Raw genomic sequence first — 17,196 nt, forward strand, 5'->3', positions numbered from 1 at the left:
CGACGGGCGAAGCATGGCTGGGGTGGCGCCGTTTGGGTGGTGAGTCTCGTTCCGCGAACTCGTGCGCCCCGGCCGCAGCAGGGGCTTCCCCGCCCTGTTCCAGGAGGTCTGTCGGAGTGCCTGAGTCCGGCGCCGCATGATCGGCTGTCCGTACGAGATTTGCGTGACGGAGGGTGGGTGGACAGGTGAGAGGCCCGGGACCGTGCCGCGCGTCGCGGGTCTCGTTGCCGGGATTCGAGCGGTCGAGCGGAACAGTGTGAGGCCGGGATGCGTCCAAGATCGTTCACCGGGTAGCGTCTGGGCTGGGTACGAGTGTTCTTGGGGCAAGGGGATGTACGTCTCAACCTGTGCGATCGCTGCGTGCCGTCAAGGAGCAACACCAACCTCCCGATGCGCTGGAGACACGTACGAATGCCTGCTGCCGCCTCCCCTGCCCACTCTCCGATAGCCATCGTCGGAATGAGCGGGCGCTTCCCCGAAGCCCCGTCCACAGACGCGTTCTGGCAGTTGTTGGAAGAGGGGCGTGAGGCTGTCGGGACCGCGCCGGCGGACCGGCCGTGGATGCACGAGTTGTACGATCCCGCGCCACGCACACCGGGCCGTATACCCACCACCCGCGGCGGCTTCCTGTCGGGCATCGACCGTTTCGACGCGGGGTTCTTCGACATCTCGCCGCGTGAAGCCGCGCGTGTGGACCCGCAGTTGCGCATCCTGCTGGAGACCGCCCACGAGACGATCGAGGACTCGGGCATTCCCGGTGACCGGCTCGCCCGTCGGCCCGCGGGAGTCTTCATCGGCAGCTGTTCCAGCGACTACTGGCTGCGGCACATCGCCGACCCGGACGGGATCGACTTCTATACGGAGCTCGGCGCGACGTCCAGGTCCGCGCACTCCGGCCGACTCGCCTACGCCTTCGACCTGCGGGGACCGGCGGTTTCCGTGGACGTCGCCTGTTCCTCCTCGCTGCTGGCGGTGCACCTGGCGTGCCAGAGCCTGAGTGCCGGGGAGTGCGACACGGCGCTCGCCGGCGGCGTCAACATCACCCTCACGCCCTACACCAACCTCGCCTTCGCCTGGGCCGGTGGCCTGTCCCCGGACGGCAGCTGCAAGTTCGCGGACGCCTCGGCGAACGGCTTCGTCCGCAGCGAAGGCGCCGGACTCGTCCTGCTGAAGCCGCTGGAGAGGGCGCTCGCGGACGGGGACCGCGTTCGTGCGGTGATCCGCGGCAGCGCGGTCAACAACAACGGGTTCAGCGGGACGGGCATCGCGGCGCCGACGCTCGACGGGCAACGGGACGCAATACGCCGCGCCTATCGCCACGCGGGCGCGGACCCTGCCGGAGTGGACTTCGTGGAGGCACACGGCACCGGCACGCCGCTCGGCGACAGTACGGAACTGGCCGCGCTCGCCCAGGAGATGAGCGGGCGCCGGGGCGCCCCCTTCCTCGTGGCGTCCGGCAAGGCCAACATCGGGCACACCGAGGGCGCGGCCGGCATCGCCGGGCTGATCAAGGCGGTGCTGAGCCTGGAGCGGCGCAGGGTGCCGGGCAATCCGCATCTGCTGACGCCCAACCCGGCCGTGGACTGGGAGACGGCGCCCTTCCGCGTACCGAAGGAGAACGCGGAGCTGCCCGCCGAGGGGGAACTGCTGGCCGGGGTGAACAGCCTGGGTGCTTCCGGCACCAATGTGCACGTGGTGCTGGCTTCGGCGCCCTCCGGCACACCTTCCGTGGACTGCCCACCCTGCACCCCTTCCGACGGCGGCACGCCCTCCACCGGCTGTGCGCCTTCCGGCGGCGGTGCGCTCGGGCCGCATCTGCTGACGCTCTCCGCCCGTTCGCCCGGCGCGCTGCGGGAGCTGGCGGATGCGCACCGCCGACTGCTGCTCGACGACGAGCCGCCTCCGCTCGGTGACTGGTGCGCGGCCGCGGCCCGGCAGCGTACCCACCACGAGTGGCGGCTGGCCGTGACGGGCGACGACGCCGAAGAGCTGGCCGAGAGCCTCGAAGACCCCGTGCAGGGAAGCCCGGTGGACCGGCCTCGCATCGTCTTCGTCTTCCCCGGACAGGGCTCCCAGTGGCACGGGATGGGGCGTGAACTACTGGCGCGCAGCGAGGCGTTCCGCACGACGCTGGAGCGATGCTCGAAGATCATCGAGGCCGAGACCGGGTGGTCGCTGCTGGATGCCCTGCGCGGCGAGGACGCGTCCTGGCAGGAACGTACGGCGTACGTACAGCCCGCCCTGTGGGCCATGGGCGTGGCGCTCGCCGATCACTGGCGGGCGTGGGGCATCGTGCCGGACGCGGTCCTGGGCCACAGCCAGGGCGAGATCGCCGCCGCCTGCTGCGCGGGCGCACTCACCCTGGAGGAAGCGGGGCGCCTGAGCTGTCTGCGCGCACGGCTCCTTGACGAACTGGCGCCGCCCGGTGCCATGGCCTGGGTGGGTCTTGCGCACACCGACGCGGCCGAGCTGCTGACGGAGTGTGGCATCGACGCTCAGGTCGCCGTGGCCGAGAGCGCGTCGTCCGCGGTACTTTCCGGATCGCCCGCCGAACTGGACCGGTTGGTGGACGTCTGCGCCGAGTGGGGTGTGGAGTGCCGCCGGATACCGGTGGCCTACGCGGCGCACAGCGCGCAGATCGACGCGGTCCGCCGCCCGCTGCTGGCCGGACTCGCCGACCTGGCCCCCGCGGAATCGACGGTGCCGTTCCTCTCCACCGTCACCGGCGGCGAACTGTCCGGCACCCGGCTCGACCGCACCTACTGGTGGCGCAATCTGCGCGAGACCGTCCTCCTGGAGCCGGTGGTGGCGCGGAGCGGACCGGAACCGGTGGTCTACCTTCAGATGTCGCCCCACCCCGTGCTGAGCAGTGCGCTCCGCAACAACGCGGGCAGCAGCGCGACCGTGCTGGGCTCACTCCGTCGCGACCAGCCCGAACTGCGCTGTCTGCTGGACTCGTTGGGCCTCCTGTACGAAGCGGGAGGCGAGCCCGACTGGGACGCGGTCCACCCCCGTGGCGGCCGCGCGCCGAAGCTGCCGGCGTACCCCTGGCAGCGCCGACGGCACTGGTACCAGGCCGACGGCTACCCGTACCCCCCGATCGGGGAGGCCCCTTCCCCGGAGTTCCCGGAGCCGGAGCCGGAGCCGGTCGTCGAGCCGGTTCCGTGCCCCGGGCCCGCACTTGATCTCGTACGGGACCGGTTCCTGCTCGACCACCGGGTAGGGGGGATGTCCGTGATGCCCGGCACGGGGTTCCTCGAACTCCTCCTGGACGCGGCCGGCCCGGCCGGCGAACTCACCTCGGTGGCCTTCCACGAACTCCTGCCGCTCGACGAGAAGGACCCGCCCGAGCTCCGCGTACGGAACCGGGGCCCCGTCGACGGCATCCGCCGGCTGGAGGTGGAGAGCCGAACCGGCAAGCAGAGCCGAACCGGCGAGCACTGGACCCGCCACGCCTCGGCCCGGTCGGCCGAAGCGGGCGACTCCCCGAACCGGGCCGAGCGCCCCGACGACGTACGCCGTCGCTGCGGCACCCGGCTGAACGGTGAGGCCTTCTACCGCCGCTACTCCGGGCGGCGCAACAGCTGGGAAGGCGACTTCCGCTCCGTGGCGGAGCTCTGGCACGGTCCGGGCGAGGTCCTCGCCCGGATCACCGCGCGGCCCGGCCGGGGACGCCGCCTGCATCCGGCGGTGCTCGACGCCTGCCTCCAGCCGCTCGCCGTGCTGCACTCCGACCCGGCCCGGGGCTTCGTTCTGACCGGGGTCGACCGGCTGTGGGTCCGGCCCGGAACTTCCCCGGCCGGTGAGGTGTGGGCCCACGCACGCGTCACCGGCACCGGTCCGCAGGGCCTGACCGCCGACATCACCGTGAGCGACACCGAAGGACGAACCGTGGCCGAACTGACCGGCCTCCGGGCCAAGGCGCTGTCTCCCACGGCGTCCGCCGCGTCGCGGGCACCGGACACCTCGGCCGCGTACGAGGAGTGGCTCCACGCCGTGAGCTGGGAGCCCGCCCGGATCCCCGACCCGGTGCCCGAGCCCGGCAACTACCTGCTGCTGGGCACGGCCGGGCGCCTCGACCGCCGACTGACCCGCGCGCTGACAGCGGCCGGACACACCGTCACCACGGCCACCCACGAAGCCGACCTGCACGAGCTGCTCGACGAAGCCGCCGAGGACGGACCGATCGACGCGGTGGTGTGTCTGTACGACGACGAAACCCCTGCGAACGTCCAGGACGAGGCGGTACGGCTGTGCTCCTCGCTGACCGATGCGGTACGGGCCGTACTCGAAGGCGGTGCTCCCCGGCGGCTGATGCTGGTCACCCGCGGGGCACGGCAGGCCCGCGGTGAGGACGGCTGCCCCGCGCCGTGGCAGGCCGCGGTGTGGGGCCTCGGCCTGGTCGTCGGAGAGGAACACCCGCAACTCGCCACGGTCCTGGTCGACCTGGACGAGAACAGCGACCCGAAGGACGACGCCCAGAGCCTGACCCGGCTTCTCCTCTCCCGTACGGCCGAGTCCCAAGTGGCCGTGCGCGGAGGCGACTTCCTGGCGCCCCGGCTGGCTGCCGCCCCCTCCGGTGCGCCCGACGAACCGCTCGCCCTGTTCACCGAGGGCGGTTTGGACGGGCTCCGCCTGGTCCCCGCCGAGCGGTGCGCGCCCGGCCCCGGCGAGATCGAGATCGAGGTCACTCACGTCGGCCTGAACTACCACGACGTCCTGGCTGCCGCCGGGGCGGACGGTGACGCTGCGGTGGGCCCGCCGCAGCTCGGCTGTGAATGTTCCGGAACAGTCGTACGCACCGGCCCGGACGTCACCGAATTCGCCGTCGGCGACCCGGTCATGGCCTTCTCGTACCCCTCCGCGCGCACCCGTCTCACCGTTCCTGCGGAACTGGTCGCCCCGGTTCCCGGCCGGCTCAGCCAGGCCGAGGCGGCGACCTTGCCGGCCGCGCACGCCACCGCGTACTACGCGCTGGTGGAGCGGGCCCGACTCGCCCCCGGCGAACGCGTGTTGATCCACTCCGCGACCGGCGGCGTCGGGCTCGCCGCGATCTCCGTCGCGCGGATGTGCGGCGCGACGGTCTACGCCACAGCGGGCACACCCGCGAAACGGGAACTCCTGCGCCGTCTCGGCGTGGAGAGGGTCGCCGACTCCCGTACGACGGACTTCGCCGAAGAATTCAGCGACGGCGTGGACGTCGTCCTGGGCACCCTCGTCGGCGCGGGCGTGGACGCGGGCTTCTCCGTACTGAACCCCTTCGGCCGCTACGTGGACCTGTCCATCAACGACATCGCCGCCGCCCGGCCGCTGCCCATGAACGTCTTTGCGGGCAGCCGCAGTTACCTGCCGGTCAATCTGCTCGACCTCTACCGGTACGCCCCCCGGCACCTGGGGGAGCTGGTCCGTACCGTCGCCGGGCTCGTCGACGACGGGACACTCGAACCGCCCACCACCCGGGTCTTCCCGGCCACCGAGGCAACCGAGGCCTTCACTCTGATGGCACGGTCCGGCCACACCGGAAAAGTCGCCCTCGCCATGCCCCGGAGGACCACCGATCCAGCACGGATCCGCCCCGGCGCGAGCTACCTCGTGACCGGCGGTCTCAGCGGCGTCGGAGGGCTGCTCGCCGAGTGGCTCACCGACCAGGGCGCCACCCACCTCCTGCTCACCGGCCGCACGGACCTGTCCACGCTGCCGTCCGACGACCACAGGCTCGCTCTGCTGGAGCGGCTGCGGCAGAGCGGGACGGAGATCGAGTACGCGGCCGTCGATGCCGCCGACCACGAAGCACTGGCAGAGGTGCTGCGCAGGCGTGACCGCGAAGGACTCCCGCCGGTGGCCGGTGCGGCCCACGCCGCGGCCGTCCTGACCCCCGGTCCGGTGACCGACCTGACCACCCGCGACCTCGACCGCACCCTGCACCCGAAGGTCGCCGGCGGCTGGGCACTGCATCAGCTCTTCGCCGACCAGCAACTCGACTTCTTCGTACTCTTCTCCTCCGCGGTGTCCGTCCTGGGCGGCCTGACCGCAGGCCACCATCTGGGTGCCTACGCCGCGGCCAACGCCTTCACCGACGCCCTGGCCGCGCACCGGGCAGCGACCGGCCTGCCCGCCACGGTCGTCAACTGGGGCTACTGGACAGAGGTGGGCATCGCCGCACGCCTCAGCGAGGCCAACGGCCACGATGTGCGCCCCCGGGGCATGGGCCCCATCCGCCCGGCGGACGCCCCGGCGCTCTTCTCCGAGCTGCTCCGGGCACCCGGCCAGCGGCTCATGTACCCGCCGGTCGACTGGGACGGTTACCTGGCGGCCTACCCCGGCGACGCGGACAACCCCCTGCTGTACGCACGCCATGCGGAGCCGGGCCGAGGGGGCGCGGCATCGCCTGCCGCACCGCCCGTACCCGAGCACGTCGGGCACCGCCCGAAGGGCCCGGCCGCGCGACCGGGGTCGCCACCGGTGCGTACACCGCGTCGGCAGGTCCCCGGGAGCAGGACCGCACCGGCGGAGGACGGGCGAACGACGTCCGGCATCCCGACCCCGCCCCGCACGGGACGAGCGACTGCCGGGGCCGCTGCGCACGCGGCGGAACGCGAAGAGCGCACCGGGGCACCGGCGCGCCCCTCGCGGACCCGGGGCGCCGACGGCGACCAGTACGCCGCCGGCCGGTCGGGGCCGACTGCTCAGTGCGGCGTTCCCGCCTCCGGCAGCCGTCCCGCCGGGGACGCACCCGCCATCGAGGACCGCCTCGCCGCCCACCTCGCCGCCGTCCTCGGTACGGACACCGACCAGATCAGCCGCTCCCGTTCGATGAACCGTCTCGGGATGGACTCCCTCATGGCCGTGGAAGTGCGCACCCGGATGAGCAGGGACCACGACCTCGACATCCCGGTGGCCCGGCTGCTGGGTTCCGAAAGCCTCCGCACACTCGCCGCGGCCCTGGCGGCCGGCGACGACCGGGGGGCTTCGACATGAGTACGTCGGCGGGCCCCCGAGCCGTCCTTCTCACCGGGGTCACCGGCAGCCTCGGCGGCCATCTGTGCGCCGAGTTGCTGGCCCGCACCCGGGCCACCGTGTACTGCCTCGCACGCGGTGACGCCCATCGGGTCGACCACCGGCTGGCAGAACTGGGCATCGCCCCCGGCGAACGGGTCGTCCATGTCAGCGGGGACGTCGCCCGGCCCCGGCTGGGGCTGTCTCCCGCCTCCTACGACGCGCTCGCCGAGACAGTGGACGAGATCCTGCACTGTGCCGCGCACGTCAACCTCGCGGCCGGATACGACCGGTTGGCGCCCGTCAACGTCGGCGGAACCCGTCACGTCATTGCCCTCGCCGAACGGGCGGACCGCCTCACCCGCCGCCCCGTCCCCCTCCGGTACGTCTCCACACTGGGCACTCTGGCCGCCGCCCGTGACGTCGGTCTGACCGAGGTCGACGAGCTCACGCCCGCCACCGCACGCACCGCGGGACCGCTCGGGTATCCGCTGACCAAGGCCACGGCGGAACGGGAGCTGCTGGCCGCCGCCGACCGTGGGTTGCCGCTCACGGTGTTCCGGCCGGGGGTGGTGACGGGGGACACGCGGACGGGACGTACCTCCGCATCCGACCTCCTGGTGCCGGTACTGCGCGCGTCGGCGGTCCTCGGCCGCGTCCCCGCAGGCGTCGGCGCGATCCCCGTCGACGCGATCGACGTCGTCGCCCGAGCCCTCGTCGAGCTCTCCCGGCAACCGGAAGCGGCAGGCCGGACGTACCACCTGATCCACCCTCGGCCACTGCCCCTGGCCGAGGTGTTCGCCGCGATGCGCAGGGCCGGTCACCTGCTGGAAGTCGTCGAGGGCGAGGAGTGGTGGAGCGCGGTGGACGACCACGCCGCGGACAGGGCGGTGCTGCCGCAGGCCGCCATGCGGGAGGTCGGCCAGTACGCCATGATCACAGGCCCTGACTACCGGGTACCGGTCATCCGCTCGGACCGCACCTGGCAAGCCCTGGACCGGGCGGGTGTGCAACGGCCGCCGCTGGACGGCCCCTTCCTCGACCGGATCGTCCGCGGCCTCACCGCCGAGGGACTGCTCCGACCGCGCCGGACCTGAGCAGCGGAGTGGCCGAAGGGCCGTGCGGGGCGTCGGTGGCGCCCCGCACAACAATTCATCCCCGTTGAACGCGAAGGACACCGATCCGAAAGGCCAGGTCGGTCTCTCCCGGGCTACCTGAGTGCGGTCCCTTGAGGAAGGGATGGGAGTTCCCACCACCCCATTGGAGAACGGCACTTCATGCTTACGACAGCCATCGAAACGCTGAAGGCGGCCACCACCACAGCCACCACCACAGCCACCACCACAGCCACCTCCGAGTACGTCACGTCCCTTGCCGACACCCAGGAGCAGATCAGGGCGGCGCAGCGGCTGCGCCACCAGGTGTTCGTGCAGGAGCTGGGTGCGAAGATCCCGACGACGCTCGACGGGCACGACATCGACGCCTTCGACGAGACGGCCGACCACCTGATCGTCACCGACACCGCCTCGGGCGACGTCGTGGGCACGTACCGGATGCTGCCGCCCGGACGCACCGAAGAGTCCTACTCCAGCGGCGAGTTCGACCTGCGGGGCCTGGCCGCGGTGCGCGCCTCGATGATCGAGGTCGGCCGCTCCTGCGTCCACCCGGAGCACCGCAACGGGGCCGTGATCAACACCATGTGGGCCGCCATGGCCCGCTACGTCCTGCTCTCCGGCCACCGCTACCTGGGCGGCTGCGCCTCCGTGCCCCTCGGCGACGGTGGCGCGGCAGCCGCCGACGCCTGGCTGCTGGGCAACGGCAAGCACGCCGCCCCCGCCGCGTACCGGGTTCACCCACACAACCCATGGACCCCGCAGAGCCCGAGCGGCGGTCGGCCGAGCTACGCACTGCTCCCGCCGCTGCTGCGCGGTTACCTGCGGCTCGGTGCCTGGATGTGCGGCGCCCCGGCCCACGACCCGGAGTTCGACGTCGCCGACTTCTTCGTACTGCTCGACATGAACCGGCTGGGTGACCGCTACCGCCGCTACTTCCTCGGAGAGGACAGTTGAGTTCCTGGTCCGTCGAGTCGCTGTGCACCCCGGGCTGTGCCACGGACGGAGGCCCGCGGATGCCGCTGTCCGGCATCGCCCGGCGCTACGCCTCCCTCGCCGCGACCCTGCTGCGCAGCGTGGCGATGGGGGAGCGGCTCGGCGCCCCGGAGACCCTGCGGGAACGGGCCGGGGAGGTACTCGACGGCCTCGACGTGCGGATCGAGCTCAGGAAGGCGCCCGGGGCCGAGCCGCTGACAGTGCCCGGCCCGGTCGGCACGCTCGTGGTGGCCAACCACATCTCCTGGCTCGACATCGTCGCCTTCCTCGCCGTCGAGCCCCGACTGACCCTGCTCGCCAAGCGCGAAGTCGGCGCCTGGCCGGTCGTCGGGACACTCGCCCGGCGCATCGGAACCCGGTTCATCGACCGCGAAGGGCTGCGGCAACTGCCGCAGACGGTCGCCGACCTGTCCGACACGCTCCGCTCAGGCCGGTCCGTCGTGGTCTTCCCGCAGGCCACCACCTGGTGCACGGTCGCGGGAGGTTCCTTCAGGCCCGCCACCTTCCAGGCGGCGATCGACGCGGGCGCCCCGGTCAGGCCCGTCTCCCTCGACTACTTCCAGCACGGCAGGCCCACCACCGTCGCCGCCTTTCTCGGAGAGGAGGACTTCGGCACCGGCCTGCGCCGCGTCGCGGGCACCCGCGGCCTGTCCGTACGCATCACCCCGCACCGTACGCTCGCGGGCACCGACCGTCGCAGCCTGGCCTCGGCGGCCCAGCGCGCGGTGGTTGGTACGGAGTCGCCGGCCCACGTCTGACGTGCAGCGGCAGCAATCAAGCAGTCCCCCGATCCGCCAAGCAGCAGACCGATTGGGTCCGTGCTCTATTCCCCGGTCCGGGACCGCTCTCCGACCGACCCGGGCCGTTCGGCTGTCCTTCCGGCGTCCTGGCGGGGATCCCGGCGCATGCACCAGGTGCGGGGGCCGCCGTCGGGAAGCTGGATGTCAGCTGTGACGGTGAAGCCGAGGCCTTCGTAGAAGGCGACGTTCCGTTCGCTGGAGGTTTCCAGGAACGCAGGGTGCCCGGCGCGTGCGGCCGCCTCGATGCCGGGAGCCAGTACCGCGCTGCCCAGACCCTGTCCCTGGGCTTCAGGAGAGACCGCGACCGTGTTGAGGAACCACACCGGCTCCTGCGGCCGGTGCGGGGCGAGGGCCTGTTCCGCGGCTTCGAAGGCAGCGGCCCGGTCGCCGGCGAGGCCGTCGAGCAGGGCGCCGATCTCGGCGAAAGCGGGCGAGGGGTCCCGGTCGGGAGTGGCCCAGACGGCGACCGCGCGGCCCGCTCCGGCGACCCATACCCGCCCGTACACCATCCCGAGGCGGGTCAGGCACAGCTCTTGGAAGCGTCGTATCCGGTCCAAGTGGTCGTCTGCGGCGATCACATGCTGCGTGTAGGGGTAGTGGGCAAAGGCCCGGGTGAGGGTGTCGATCGCAGCGGGTACATCGGCGTCGGCAATCGGGCGTACGGAAGCGGAGTCTTGATGCTCTGACATGCTGATTCAACGATCCTGGTGACCGCCGGGTTCCCGTACCTCCGACGACAGGGGCGTCGCCGCTCCTGCCACCAGGGCGTTCATCGGTCCTGCGCCGGGGCGGGGGAGAGATCAGTGGTGAGCCCCTGCTGGTGGGCGATGGCTGCGGCGTGGGTGCGGCTGGAAGCGCCGAGTTTGGTCAGGATGTGGGAGACGTGTACGCCCGCCGTGCTGGGCGAGATGTGCAGACGCCCTGCGATCTGGCGGTTGCTCAGGCCCTGGGCGATGAGCTCCAGTACCTCATGTTCGCGTGCAGTGAGCCCGGCGTGCGGCGCGGAGGCGGGTCGGGCCGCCAGGGCGATCTGGCGGTGGAGCAGGGTCGCGTTCAAGGAGGCCGCCAGTTCCGCGCCCTCATTGAGGTGGGCTGTTCCTGTGGTGAGGTCACCAGTGGCGATCGCAGCCCTGCCCGCGTACCACAGGCACTGGGCCAGGTGGTAGGGCTGCCGCAGTTCCCTGAAGGCGCTCACCGCCCCGGGCCACCCCTCGTCGTGGAGCAGGGCGTGGAGGTAGCCGCGCCACGCCCGGTCGAGCCGGCCGTCCTCGCTGAACCGGCCGTCGAACGCGGTGAGTTCGGCCCGCCGCACCGCGACCCTGTCCGCGGTCACCGCGCCGCTCCCGCGACGCAGACGTACCTCTTGGACCAATGCCCCGGTGACCAGGACGGAGCGGGCCTGGTCGGCGCGCAACCGGGGAAACTCCGGATCGGCGAGGGCGCGGCCGAGTATGCGATCGGCGCCCTCCACATCGCCCTGGGCGAGAGCGAGTTGGCACAGCAACTGAGAGTGGTGGAACAGTCCCGTACCGCGCAGGGCGTCCGAGGGCCCGGCGGCCACCGCCGCAGCGGCCTCCACCTCGCCGCGGAGCAGCGCCAAGTGGCCGCCGAGGCACCGCAGATGCTGCCCGGCGGCCGGTGGCGGGCCCTCGGCGAGAGCTTCTTCGAGCAGTACGGCTGCCTCGTCCCACCGCCCGGCCAGCGTCAGACCGTGCACGGCGTAGCAGGCGAGATCGGTGCCACGGCTTCGGCCGAGACCGAACCGGCGCGCACGGCGGATGCCGTCCAGAGCCACCGCGACGCTGCGAGGGTGATCGCCGGCCCGGGTGAGCACCATCGCCTCGTACATCGGCACCGTCAGCAGCAGGTCGTGGCCCTCCAGCCGCTCGGCGAGCCGGCGTGCTTCGGCCAGCGCCGCCAGGTCCCCGGTGCGGGCTCCGGCACCCAGCAGCCCCCGGACGGTGACGGTCGCGTCCCCGGTGCACCGGCCTGAGCGAAGCGCCTCGTCGAACGCCCACCGCGCCCTGTCGGCGTTCGGCAACAGCGCCATGGCCAGAACGCCCAGCACCCGTCCCCGCTGCACGTTTCCGACCTCCTCGGGCAGCAGTCGCAGCGCGTGCTCGAAGTCGCCGATGCCGGTGCCGTCGAGACGGTGCTGCAGCCTGCCGCGATGCTCCAGCAGCAGGGCGGCGCGCTCCGGAGCCATTCGTTCGTCGAGCCCGGCGAGTCCGGCCGTGGCATGGTCGACGCCGCGCAGATACGCGCCACTGAACATGCACGCCTCGGCCGCCTCCGTCAGGACACCGACCAGATCGGTGCCGATCCCGTCCGACGGGTCCGGCAGGCGGTCCCACAGCTCGATCACTCGCTCCAGCAGGTGACGCTGCTCGCCGTACGCGTAGGAACGGCGAGCCCGGGACGCGGCCCGATACGCGACGGTCAGAGCCTGTACGTAGTCCCCCGCGGCGTAGGCGTGCGCGGCCAGCTCCGCAGCGTGGGCGTCGCTCGAACCCAGCGCCGTCGCATAGCGGGCGTGGAGCCGGGAGCGCTCGCCGGGCAGCAGATCCTCGTACACCGCCTGCCGGATGAGCGCGTGCCGGAACGCATAGCCGTCGTCGGAGGTGACGAGCAGCCCCTGGTCGACCAGCGGGCGCAGCAGGGCGTCCAGCTCCGCACCGCTCTCCTCGGCCACCTGCTCCAGGAGCCGGTGCGCGACCCGGTCGCCGCCCGCCGACACGAGGCCCAGCAGCAGGCGGGCGGGGGAGGGCAGCGAGCGAGGTCCTCGCAGGAGCAGCTCGCGCAGGCTGTCCGGCGTGCGGGCGTCCCCGTGGGCGAGCGCCTCGACGAAGAGCGGGTTGCCGTCGCTGCGCCGGTGGACGCGGTGGACGGTGGCGGCGTCGGGCACGGTGCCCAGGATCGCGGCCAGTTGACGGGCGACGTCGGCCTCGGCCAGAGGGGGCAGCCGCAGTGTGGTGGTGCGCGGGCCCCTGGCGAGTTCGGACAGCAGCGCGCCGAGCTGTCCGCCGCTCGTCCCACCGGGCCGGTAGGTGGCGAGCAGCAGCACGCCGGGCCGCGTCAGGTTACGGGCGAGGAACGCGAGCAGCTCGTGGGACGCGGCATCCGCCCAGTGCAGATCCTCGATGGCCAGGACGACGGGCCGGACAGCGGCCGCCCGCTCGATCAGGGCGAGTACCTCCTCGTACAGCCGGTGCTTTCCGGCACCCGCCCCGCCCGCCCCACCGAGCTCCGGGAACCAGTGCGCCAGCTCGCGGTAGCCCCCGGCCGGAGCCTCCACGTCCCGGATCAGACCGCGCAGCACCGCCACGAAGGGGGTGTACGCGAGCCCCTCACCCCCGAACTCCGCGCAGGCGCCCCGCACCACGCGCACCGCGGGCTCCTGGGTGCGGGCGAACTCGGTCAGCAGCCGCGACTTGCCGATCCCGGCCTCGCCGACGACGAGCACCACCGCCGGGCCCTGCTCCTGCGCCGTGCGCCACGCCCGGGCGACCGCGGCCAGCGCGTCGCCACGGCCGATGAACACCGGACTGACCACGCGTTCCGCCACCATCTCGCCAGCATATAAATACCGAACTCTCCTGATGCGGCCCGGGTGTTTACCCGGCGACGCTCGACCCATGACCACTTCGTACCCCCTGCGCACCATCGAGGCCCACGAGTTCGACGCCTGGGCCCGCATGATCACCACGACCTACGGCCAGGACTGGCGCGAAGGCGCCCTGCGCAGCGCCCGCTCGGTGATCGAACCGGCACGCACACTCGCCGCCTACGACGGCCAGGACATCGTCGGCGGCGCCTCGATCTACGGTCGCTCCCTGACGGTGCCCGGCGCCTGCACCCCGGTCGCGGGCATCACGCTCGTCGCGGTCCTGCCCACGCACCGACGGCGCGGCATCCTCACCGCCGTGATGCGCAAGCAGCTCACCGAGCTGCACGAGTCGGGCGGCGAGGCGATCGCCGCGCTCAACGCCGCCGAGGCCACCATCTACGGCCGGTTCGGCTACGCCATCGCCGCCCACCTGGCCCAACTCAGCGGCGACAAGCGGGACATGGCCATGCGCCCGGACGTCGACCTCGGCACCGGCACCATCCGCCTGCTCGACGCCGACCAGGCCCGCCCGCTCCTGGAGAAGGTCCACGACACCGCCCGCCGCCGGACCGTCGGCTGGGTCGACCGTACGGAGAAGTACTGGAACGCCCGGCTCTACGACGCGGAACACGTCCGCAACGGCGCGACAGCCTTCCGCTTCGCCGTCCACACCGAGCCCAGCGGCGCGGTCACCGGCTACGCCCTCTACCGCTCCCGGGCGAGCACCGTGGACATCGTCGAACTCGCCGCCACCACCCGCCAGTCCTACGCGGCCCTGTGGCGCTTCTTCATCGATCTCGACGGCCACGACCACCTCACCCACGAAGGCGCAGTCGACGAACCCCTGCCGCACCTGCTCCTCAATCCGCGGGCCGCCCGTACCACCGTGGTCGACAACCTGTGGGTACGCCTCGTCGACATCGACCGGGCACTCGCCGCCCGCCGCTACACGACCGGCCTGGACGTGGTCCTGGAGGTCGAGGACACCTTCTGCCCCTGGAACACCGGCCGCTACCACCTGCACGCCGACGCCGACACCGTCACCTGCGAACGCACCCGGACGCAGGCCGACCTGCGACTGTCCGCCGCCGAACTGGGCGCGGCCTACCTGGGCGGCCCCACCCTGACGGCCCTGGCAGCCGCCGGCCGCATCCAGGAACTGCGCCCCGGCGCACTGGCCGCCACCTCCGTCGCCTTCCGCGGCCCACGCGAACCCTTCCACGTGTCGGGCGCCGCCTTCCCCGCCTTCTGAAACGGAGACCCCGCCCTGCCCCCCCGCACTCGCCGCCGCTCCACGCGCCTGTCCAGCCTCCTGCGGCACCGCCCGAGAGGTGGCCGGCAGCCGTACGATGCCGGGCGGAGTGGCTCGGGTTGCATCTTCCGTAGCGGTATGTGGTCCGGTGGACTCACTCCCGCCCCACTGAGGAAGGCCCCAGCTCATGTTCTCGTCCTTCATCCCGCCGCGCCAGGTCAAGATCGGTGACGCGGCGGCCTTCGTCGGCACCACACCGCGGGCGATCCGTCACTACCACGAGATCGGCCTGCTCCCCGAGCCCGAGCGGGGCAGCGACGACCGCCGCCGCTACGGCTACGAGGACATGATCCGGCTGCTGTGGATCCGCAGGATGGCCGATGCCGGGATCGCCCTGGACGACATCCGTGATGCCTTCGCCGACACGGCTTCCGCCGGTGCCGACAGCGACGACGGCATCGCGGGCACCCTGGATCGGCTGGAGGAAACCCTCGTCGTCCAGGAAGCAGAACTGCGGCGGCAACGGACTGCCGTGCAGCGCATGCGTACCGAGGGCAGCAGGATGGGCCTGCTCTCCGACTTCGTCACCAGCCGCTTCAAGAGCCTGCCCGAGGGCTCCCTGCGCCAGGCGGACCTGGACTGCCTGCTGGTCACCGAGCGGATCTTCGGCCCGCTCGGTGCGGCTGTCCAGGCCAGCCGGTTCATCGCCCTTGCCACTCACCCGGATCTACGGGAGGACTCCGACCGTGTTGATGCCGCCGAGGAGGCACTCGATGACACGATCGCTGTCGACGACCCCCGCGTGGCCCGGGTGGCTGCCGAACGGCACGCCTTCGAAGAGGCGCTGCATGCCGTCATCGAGGATTCCGGCCTGGCGGAGAGCGACGACGCGCTCTTCGACACCTGGGACGCGCTGCACCCCGCTCCCGCAGATGGGGGTGAGGACGAGGCCGACCCGAGCTCTGGCAGCGGGCATGGGTCCATGAGCGCATTGGAAGCCATAGGAAAGATGCCCTACGACTTCTCCCCGGCCCGCCTGCGCTGCATGGAACTGGCCGAAGAACTCGCCGCCCACGAGTCACCCGCTTCCTAGAACACGGCCTGGGCGAGGCCTGGGCGAGCTGGACCTCTTCGGCCTGCATGCCTGCCCGGAACGAAGCGACCAACCGCCTGCCCCGGATGCCCCACGCGTTCCGGCACTGCCGCAGGTACCTCTTTCGGGGGTTGTACCGAAGGATGTCGCCACCGGGACCGATCTGCGTGCAATTGTTCCGCCATGATCCCTACAGAAGGTGATGACATGCGCTCTGCCTCCCGGAAGCCGCTGCGTACGGCTGTGTTCACCGCGGCTGCCGTGCTCGCCGCGCTCCTCGCCGTCCCCGCCGGGGCCCAGGCCTCACCGGCCCAGGTCATGGGTACCGCGCCGGCCTGCGTCAAGCGCGATGTCATCAAGCACAAGAAGTACGTGAAGGTCACCAATACGTGCAACGAGGCGATGCACTTGAAGGTCGTCATCGACTGGGGCCCCGACTCCCGCTGCCTGACGTACCAGAAGGGCGAACAGTGGGAGTGGAACTGGGGCCGCGGTTCCTACGGCAAGGTCGTCACCTGCTGAGCCCGGCAGCCCGGCAGCCCGGCAGCCCGCGGCACGCTGAGAACAGCCGACCAGGTGGGCGGTGGCGCCCGGCCCCAGGGGCACCACCGCCCAGTTCGATCAAGGTGCCAGTTCGATCAAGGTGGAATCAGGCGTACTTTCCGGGCGTAAGACCGCAGTGCGTCCCGCGAGTTGCCTGTCTGCTGTTCGCCTGTCGGCGCGGTACGGCGCGGTACGGCGCGGTACGGCGCGCACGGGGGGCCGGAAGCGCCAGGAACCTGGTGCGTTCCGCGAACAGGAGAATGATCGGGCCTCCCCGCGCCGGCACCCTCCGTACGGATCATCCCCGTGCATCCGCGACGCGTCTGCGACAGCCCATCAAACGGCAGTTGGGCCGACGCCGCTGGAACGGTGGACGTTCTCCGCACCCCTCGCGCGTCCGGCTGTGCGATTCTCCGTGCGACGATCGGCCTCATGGAAAACCGGCAGCCGCCCGCAGGGTGGACGCTCCAACAGATTCGGGACGTCTCCGGGGACACCCGAGCCGAGGTGCTCAGCCCGGATCGAAGTGTCGTGCACTGCGACGCCCCTGACGAGGTTCTTCACCCCACGCTCGTCCTTGGGTTCGGCGAACTCTGCATCGTGAAGGTCTCCCATGACGACGATTGGTACATGGGCAGCCTGAACGACGACGGCAGCGTCCTCTGCTGGGGCGTCTACGACGATCTGCATGAGGCGCTGCGTGGTTTGTAGTCGCCTCTGGTCGGTCAACGGCCAAGGTTCCCTGCGTTGTTCTGCGGGACGTGGTGGAGCACGAGGTTCTGCGGGACGTGGTGGAG

General features: G+C 71.9%; 10 protein-coding genes. 8 read left to right on the forward strand and 2 right to left on the reverse strand.

The genetic code is table 11. From position 1 onward, the window contains the following. Positions 1 to 411: 411 nt before the first annotated feature. From ACH4SP_RS04425 to ACH4SP_RS04440, 4 genes are all read left to right on the forward strand, one after another. On the forward strand, positions 412 to 6,978 hold the full coding sequence (locus ACH4SP_RS04425; RefSeq protein WP_398409095.1) for a beta-ketoacyl synthase N-terminal-like domain-containing protein: 6,567 nt from the start codon (positions 412 to 414) through the stop codon (positions 6,976 to 6,978). Next, positions 6,975 to 8,093: an SDR family oxidoreductase gene (locus ACH4SP_RS04430; RefSeq protein WP_398409097.1), complete on the forward strand. Its 1,119-nt coding sequence runs from the start codon at positions 6,975 to 6,977 to the stop codon at positions 8,091 to 8,093. The genes ACH4SP_RS04425 and ACH4SP_RS04430 overlap by 4 nt, the downstream gene beginning before the upstream one ends. 180 nt (positions 8,094 to 8,273) lie before the next feature. Next, positions 8,274 to 9,065 carry a GNAT family N-acetyltransferase gene (locus ACH4SP_RS04435; protein WP_398409099.1) on the forward strand — a complete coding sequence of 264 codons (792 nt, stop codon included), beginning with the start codon at positions 8,274 to 8,276 and terminating at the stop codon, positions 9,063 to 9,065. Beyond that, complete coding sequence (locus ACH4SP_RS04440) at positions 9,062 to 9,862, forward strand: lysophospholipid acyltransferase family protein (protein ID WP_398409100.1); 801 nt, start codon at positions 9,062 to 9,064, stop codon at positions 9,860 to 9,862. The genes ACH4SP_RS04435 and ACH4SP_RS04440 overlap by 4 nt, the downstream gene beginning before the upstream one ends. Positions 9,863 to 9,927: 65 nt before the next feature. Here the strand turns inward: ACH4SP_RS04440 and ACH4SP_RS04445 are convergent, their stop codons facing one another. Both ACH4SP_RS04445 and ACH4SP_RS04450 read right to left on the reverse strand, forming a co-directional pair. Next, positions 9,928 to 10,593 carry a GNAT family N-acetyltransferase gene (locus ACH4SP_RS04445; protein ID WP_398409102.1) on the reverse strand — a complete coding sequence of 222 codons (666 nt, stop codon included), beginning with the start codon at positions 10,591 to 10,593 and terminating at the stop codon, positions 9,928 to 9,930. 80 nt (positions 10,594 to 10,673) lie between these two features. After that, positions 10,674 to 13,472 carry a helix-turn-helix transcriptional regulator gene (locus ACH4SP_RS04450; RefSeq protein WP_398409105.1) on the reverse strand — a complete coding sequence of 933 codons (2,799 nt, stop codon included), beginning with the start codon at positions 13,470 to 13,472 and terminating at the stop codon, positions 10,674 to 10,676. Positions 13,473 to 13,539: 67 nt separating this feature from the next. On the opposite strand from ACH4SP_RS04450, the gene ACH4SP_RS04455 reads away from it, so the two are divergent. From ACH4SP_RS04455 to ACH4SP_RS04470, 4 genes are all read left to right on the forward strand, one after another. After that, positions 13,540 to 14,763, forward strand: a complete 1,224-nt coding sequence (locus ACH4SP_RS04455) for a GNAT family N-acetyltransferase (protein ID WP_398409107.1) — start codon at positions 13,540 to 13,542, stop codon at positions 14,761 to 14,763. Between the two features lie 187 nt (positions 14,764 to 14,950). Then, positions 14,951 to 15,856, forward strand: coding sequence for a MerR family transcriptional regulator (locus ACH4SP_RS04460; protein WP_398409109.1), 906 nt, complete (start codon positions 14,951 to 14,953; stop codon positions 15,854 to 15,856). Between the two features lie 207 nt (positions 15,857 to 16,063). Continuing rightward, positions 16,064 to 16,378, forward strand: coding sequence for a hypothetical protein (locus tag ACH4SP_RS04465; RefSeq protein ID WP_398409111.1), 315 nt, complete (start codon positions 16,064 to 16,066; stop codon positions 16,376 to 16,378). A 453-nt stretch (positions 16,379 to 16,831) separates the two neighbouring features. Then, positions 16,832 to 17,110, forward strand: coding sequence for a hypothetical protein (locus ACH4SP_RS04470; protein ID WP_398409113.1), 279 nt, complete (start codon positions 16,832 to 16,834; stop codon positions 17,108 to 17,110). Positions 17,111 to 17,196: the final 86 nt, after the last annotated feature.

It is taken from the genome of Streptomyces sp. NPDC021093 (assembly GCF_044333135.1).
Taxonomy (GTDB): Bacteria; Actinomycetota; Actinomycetes; order Streptomycetales; family Streptomycetaceae; genus Streptomyces.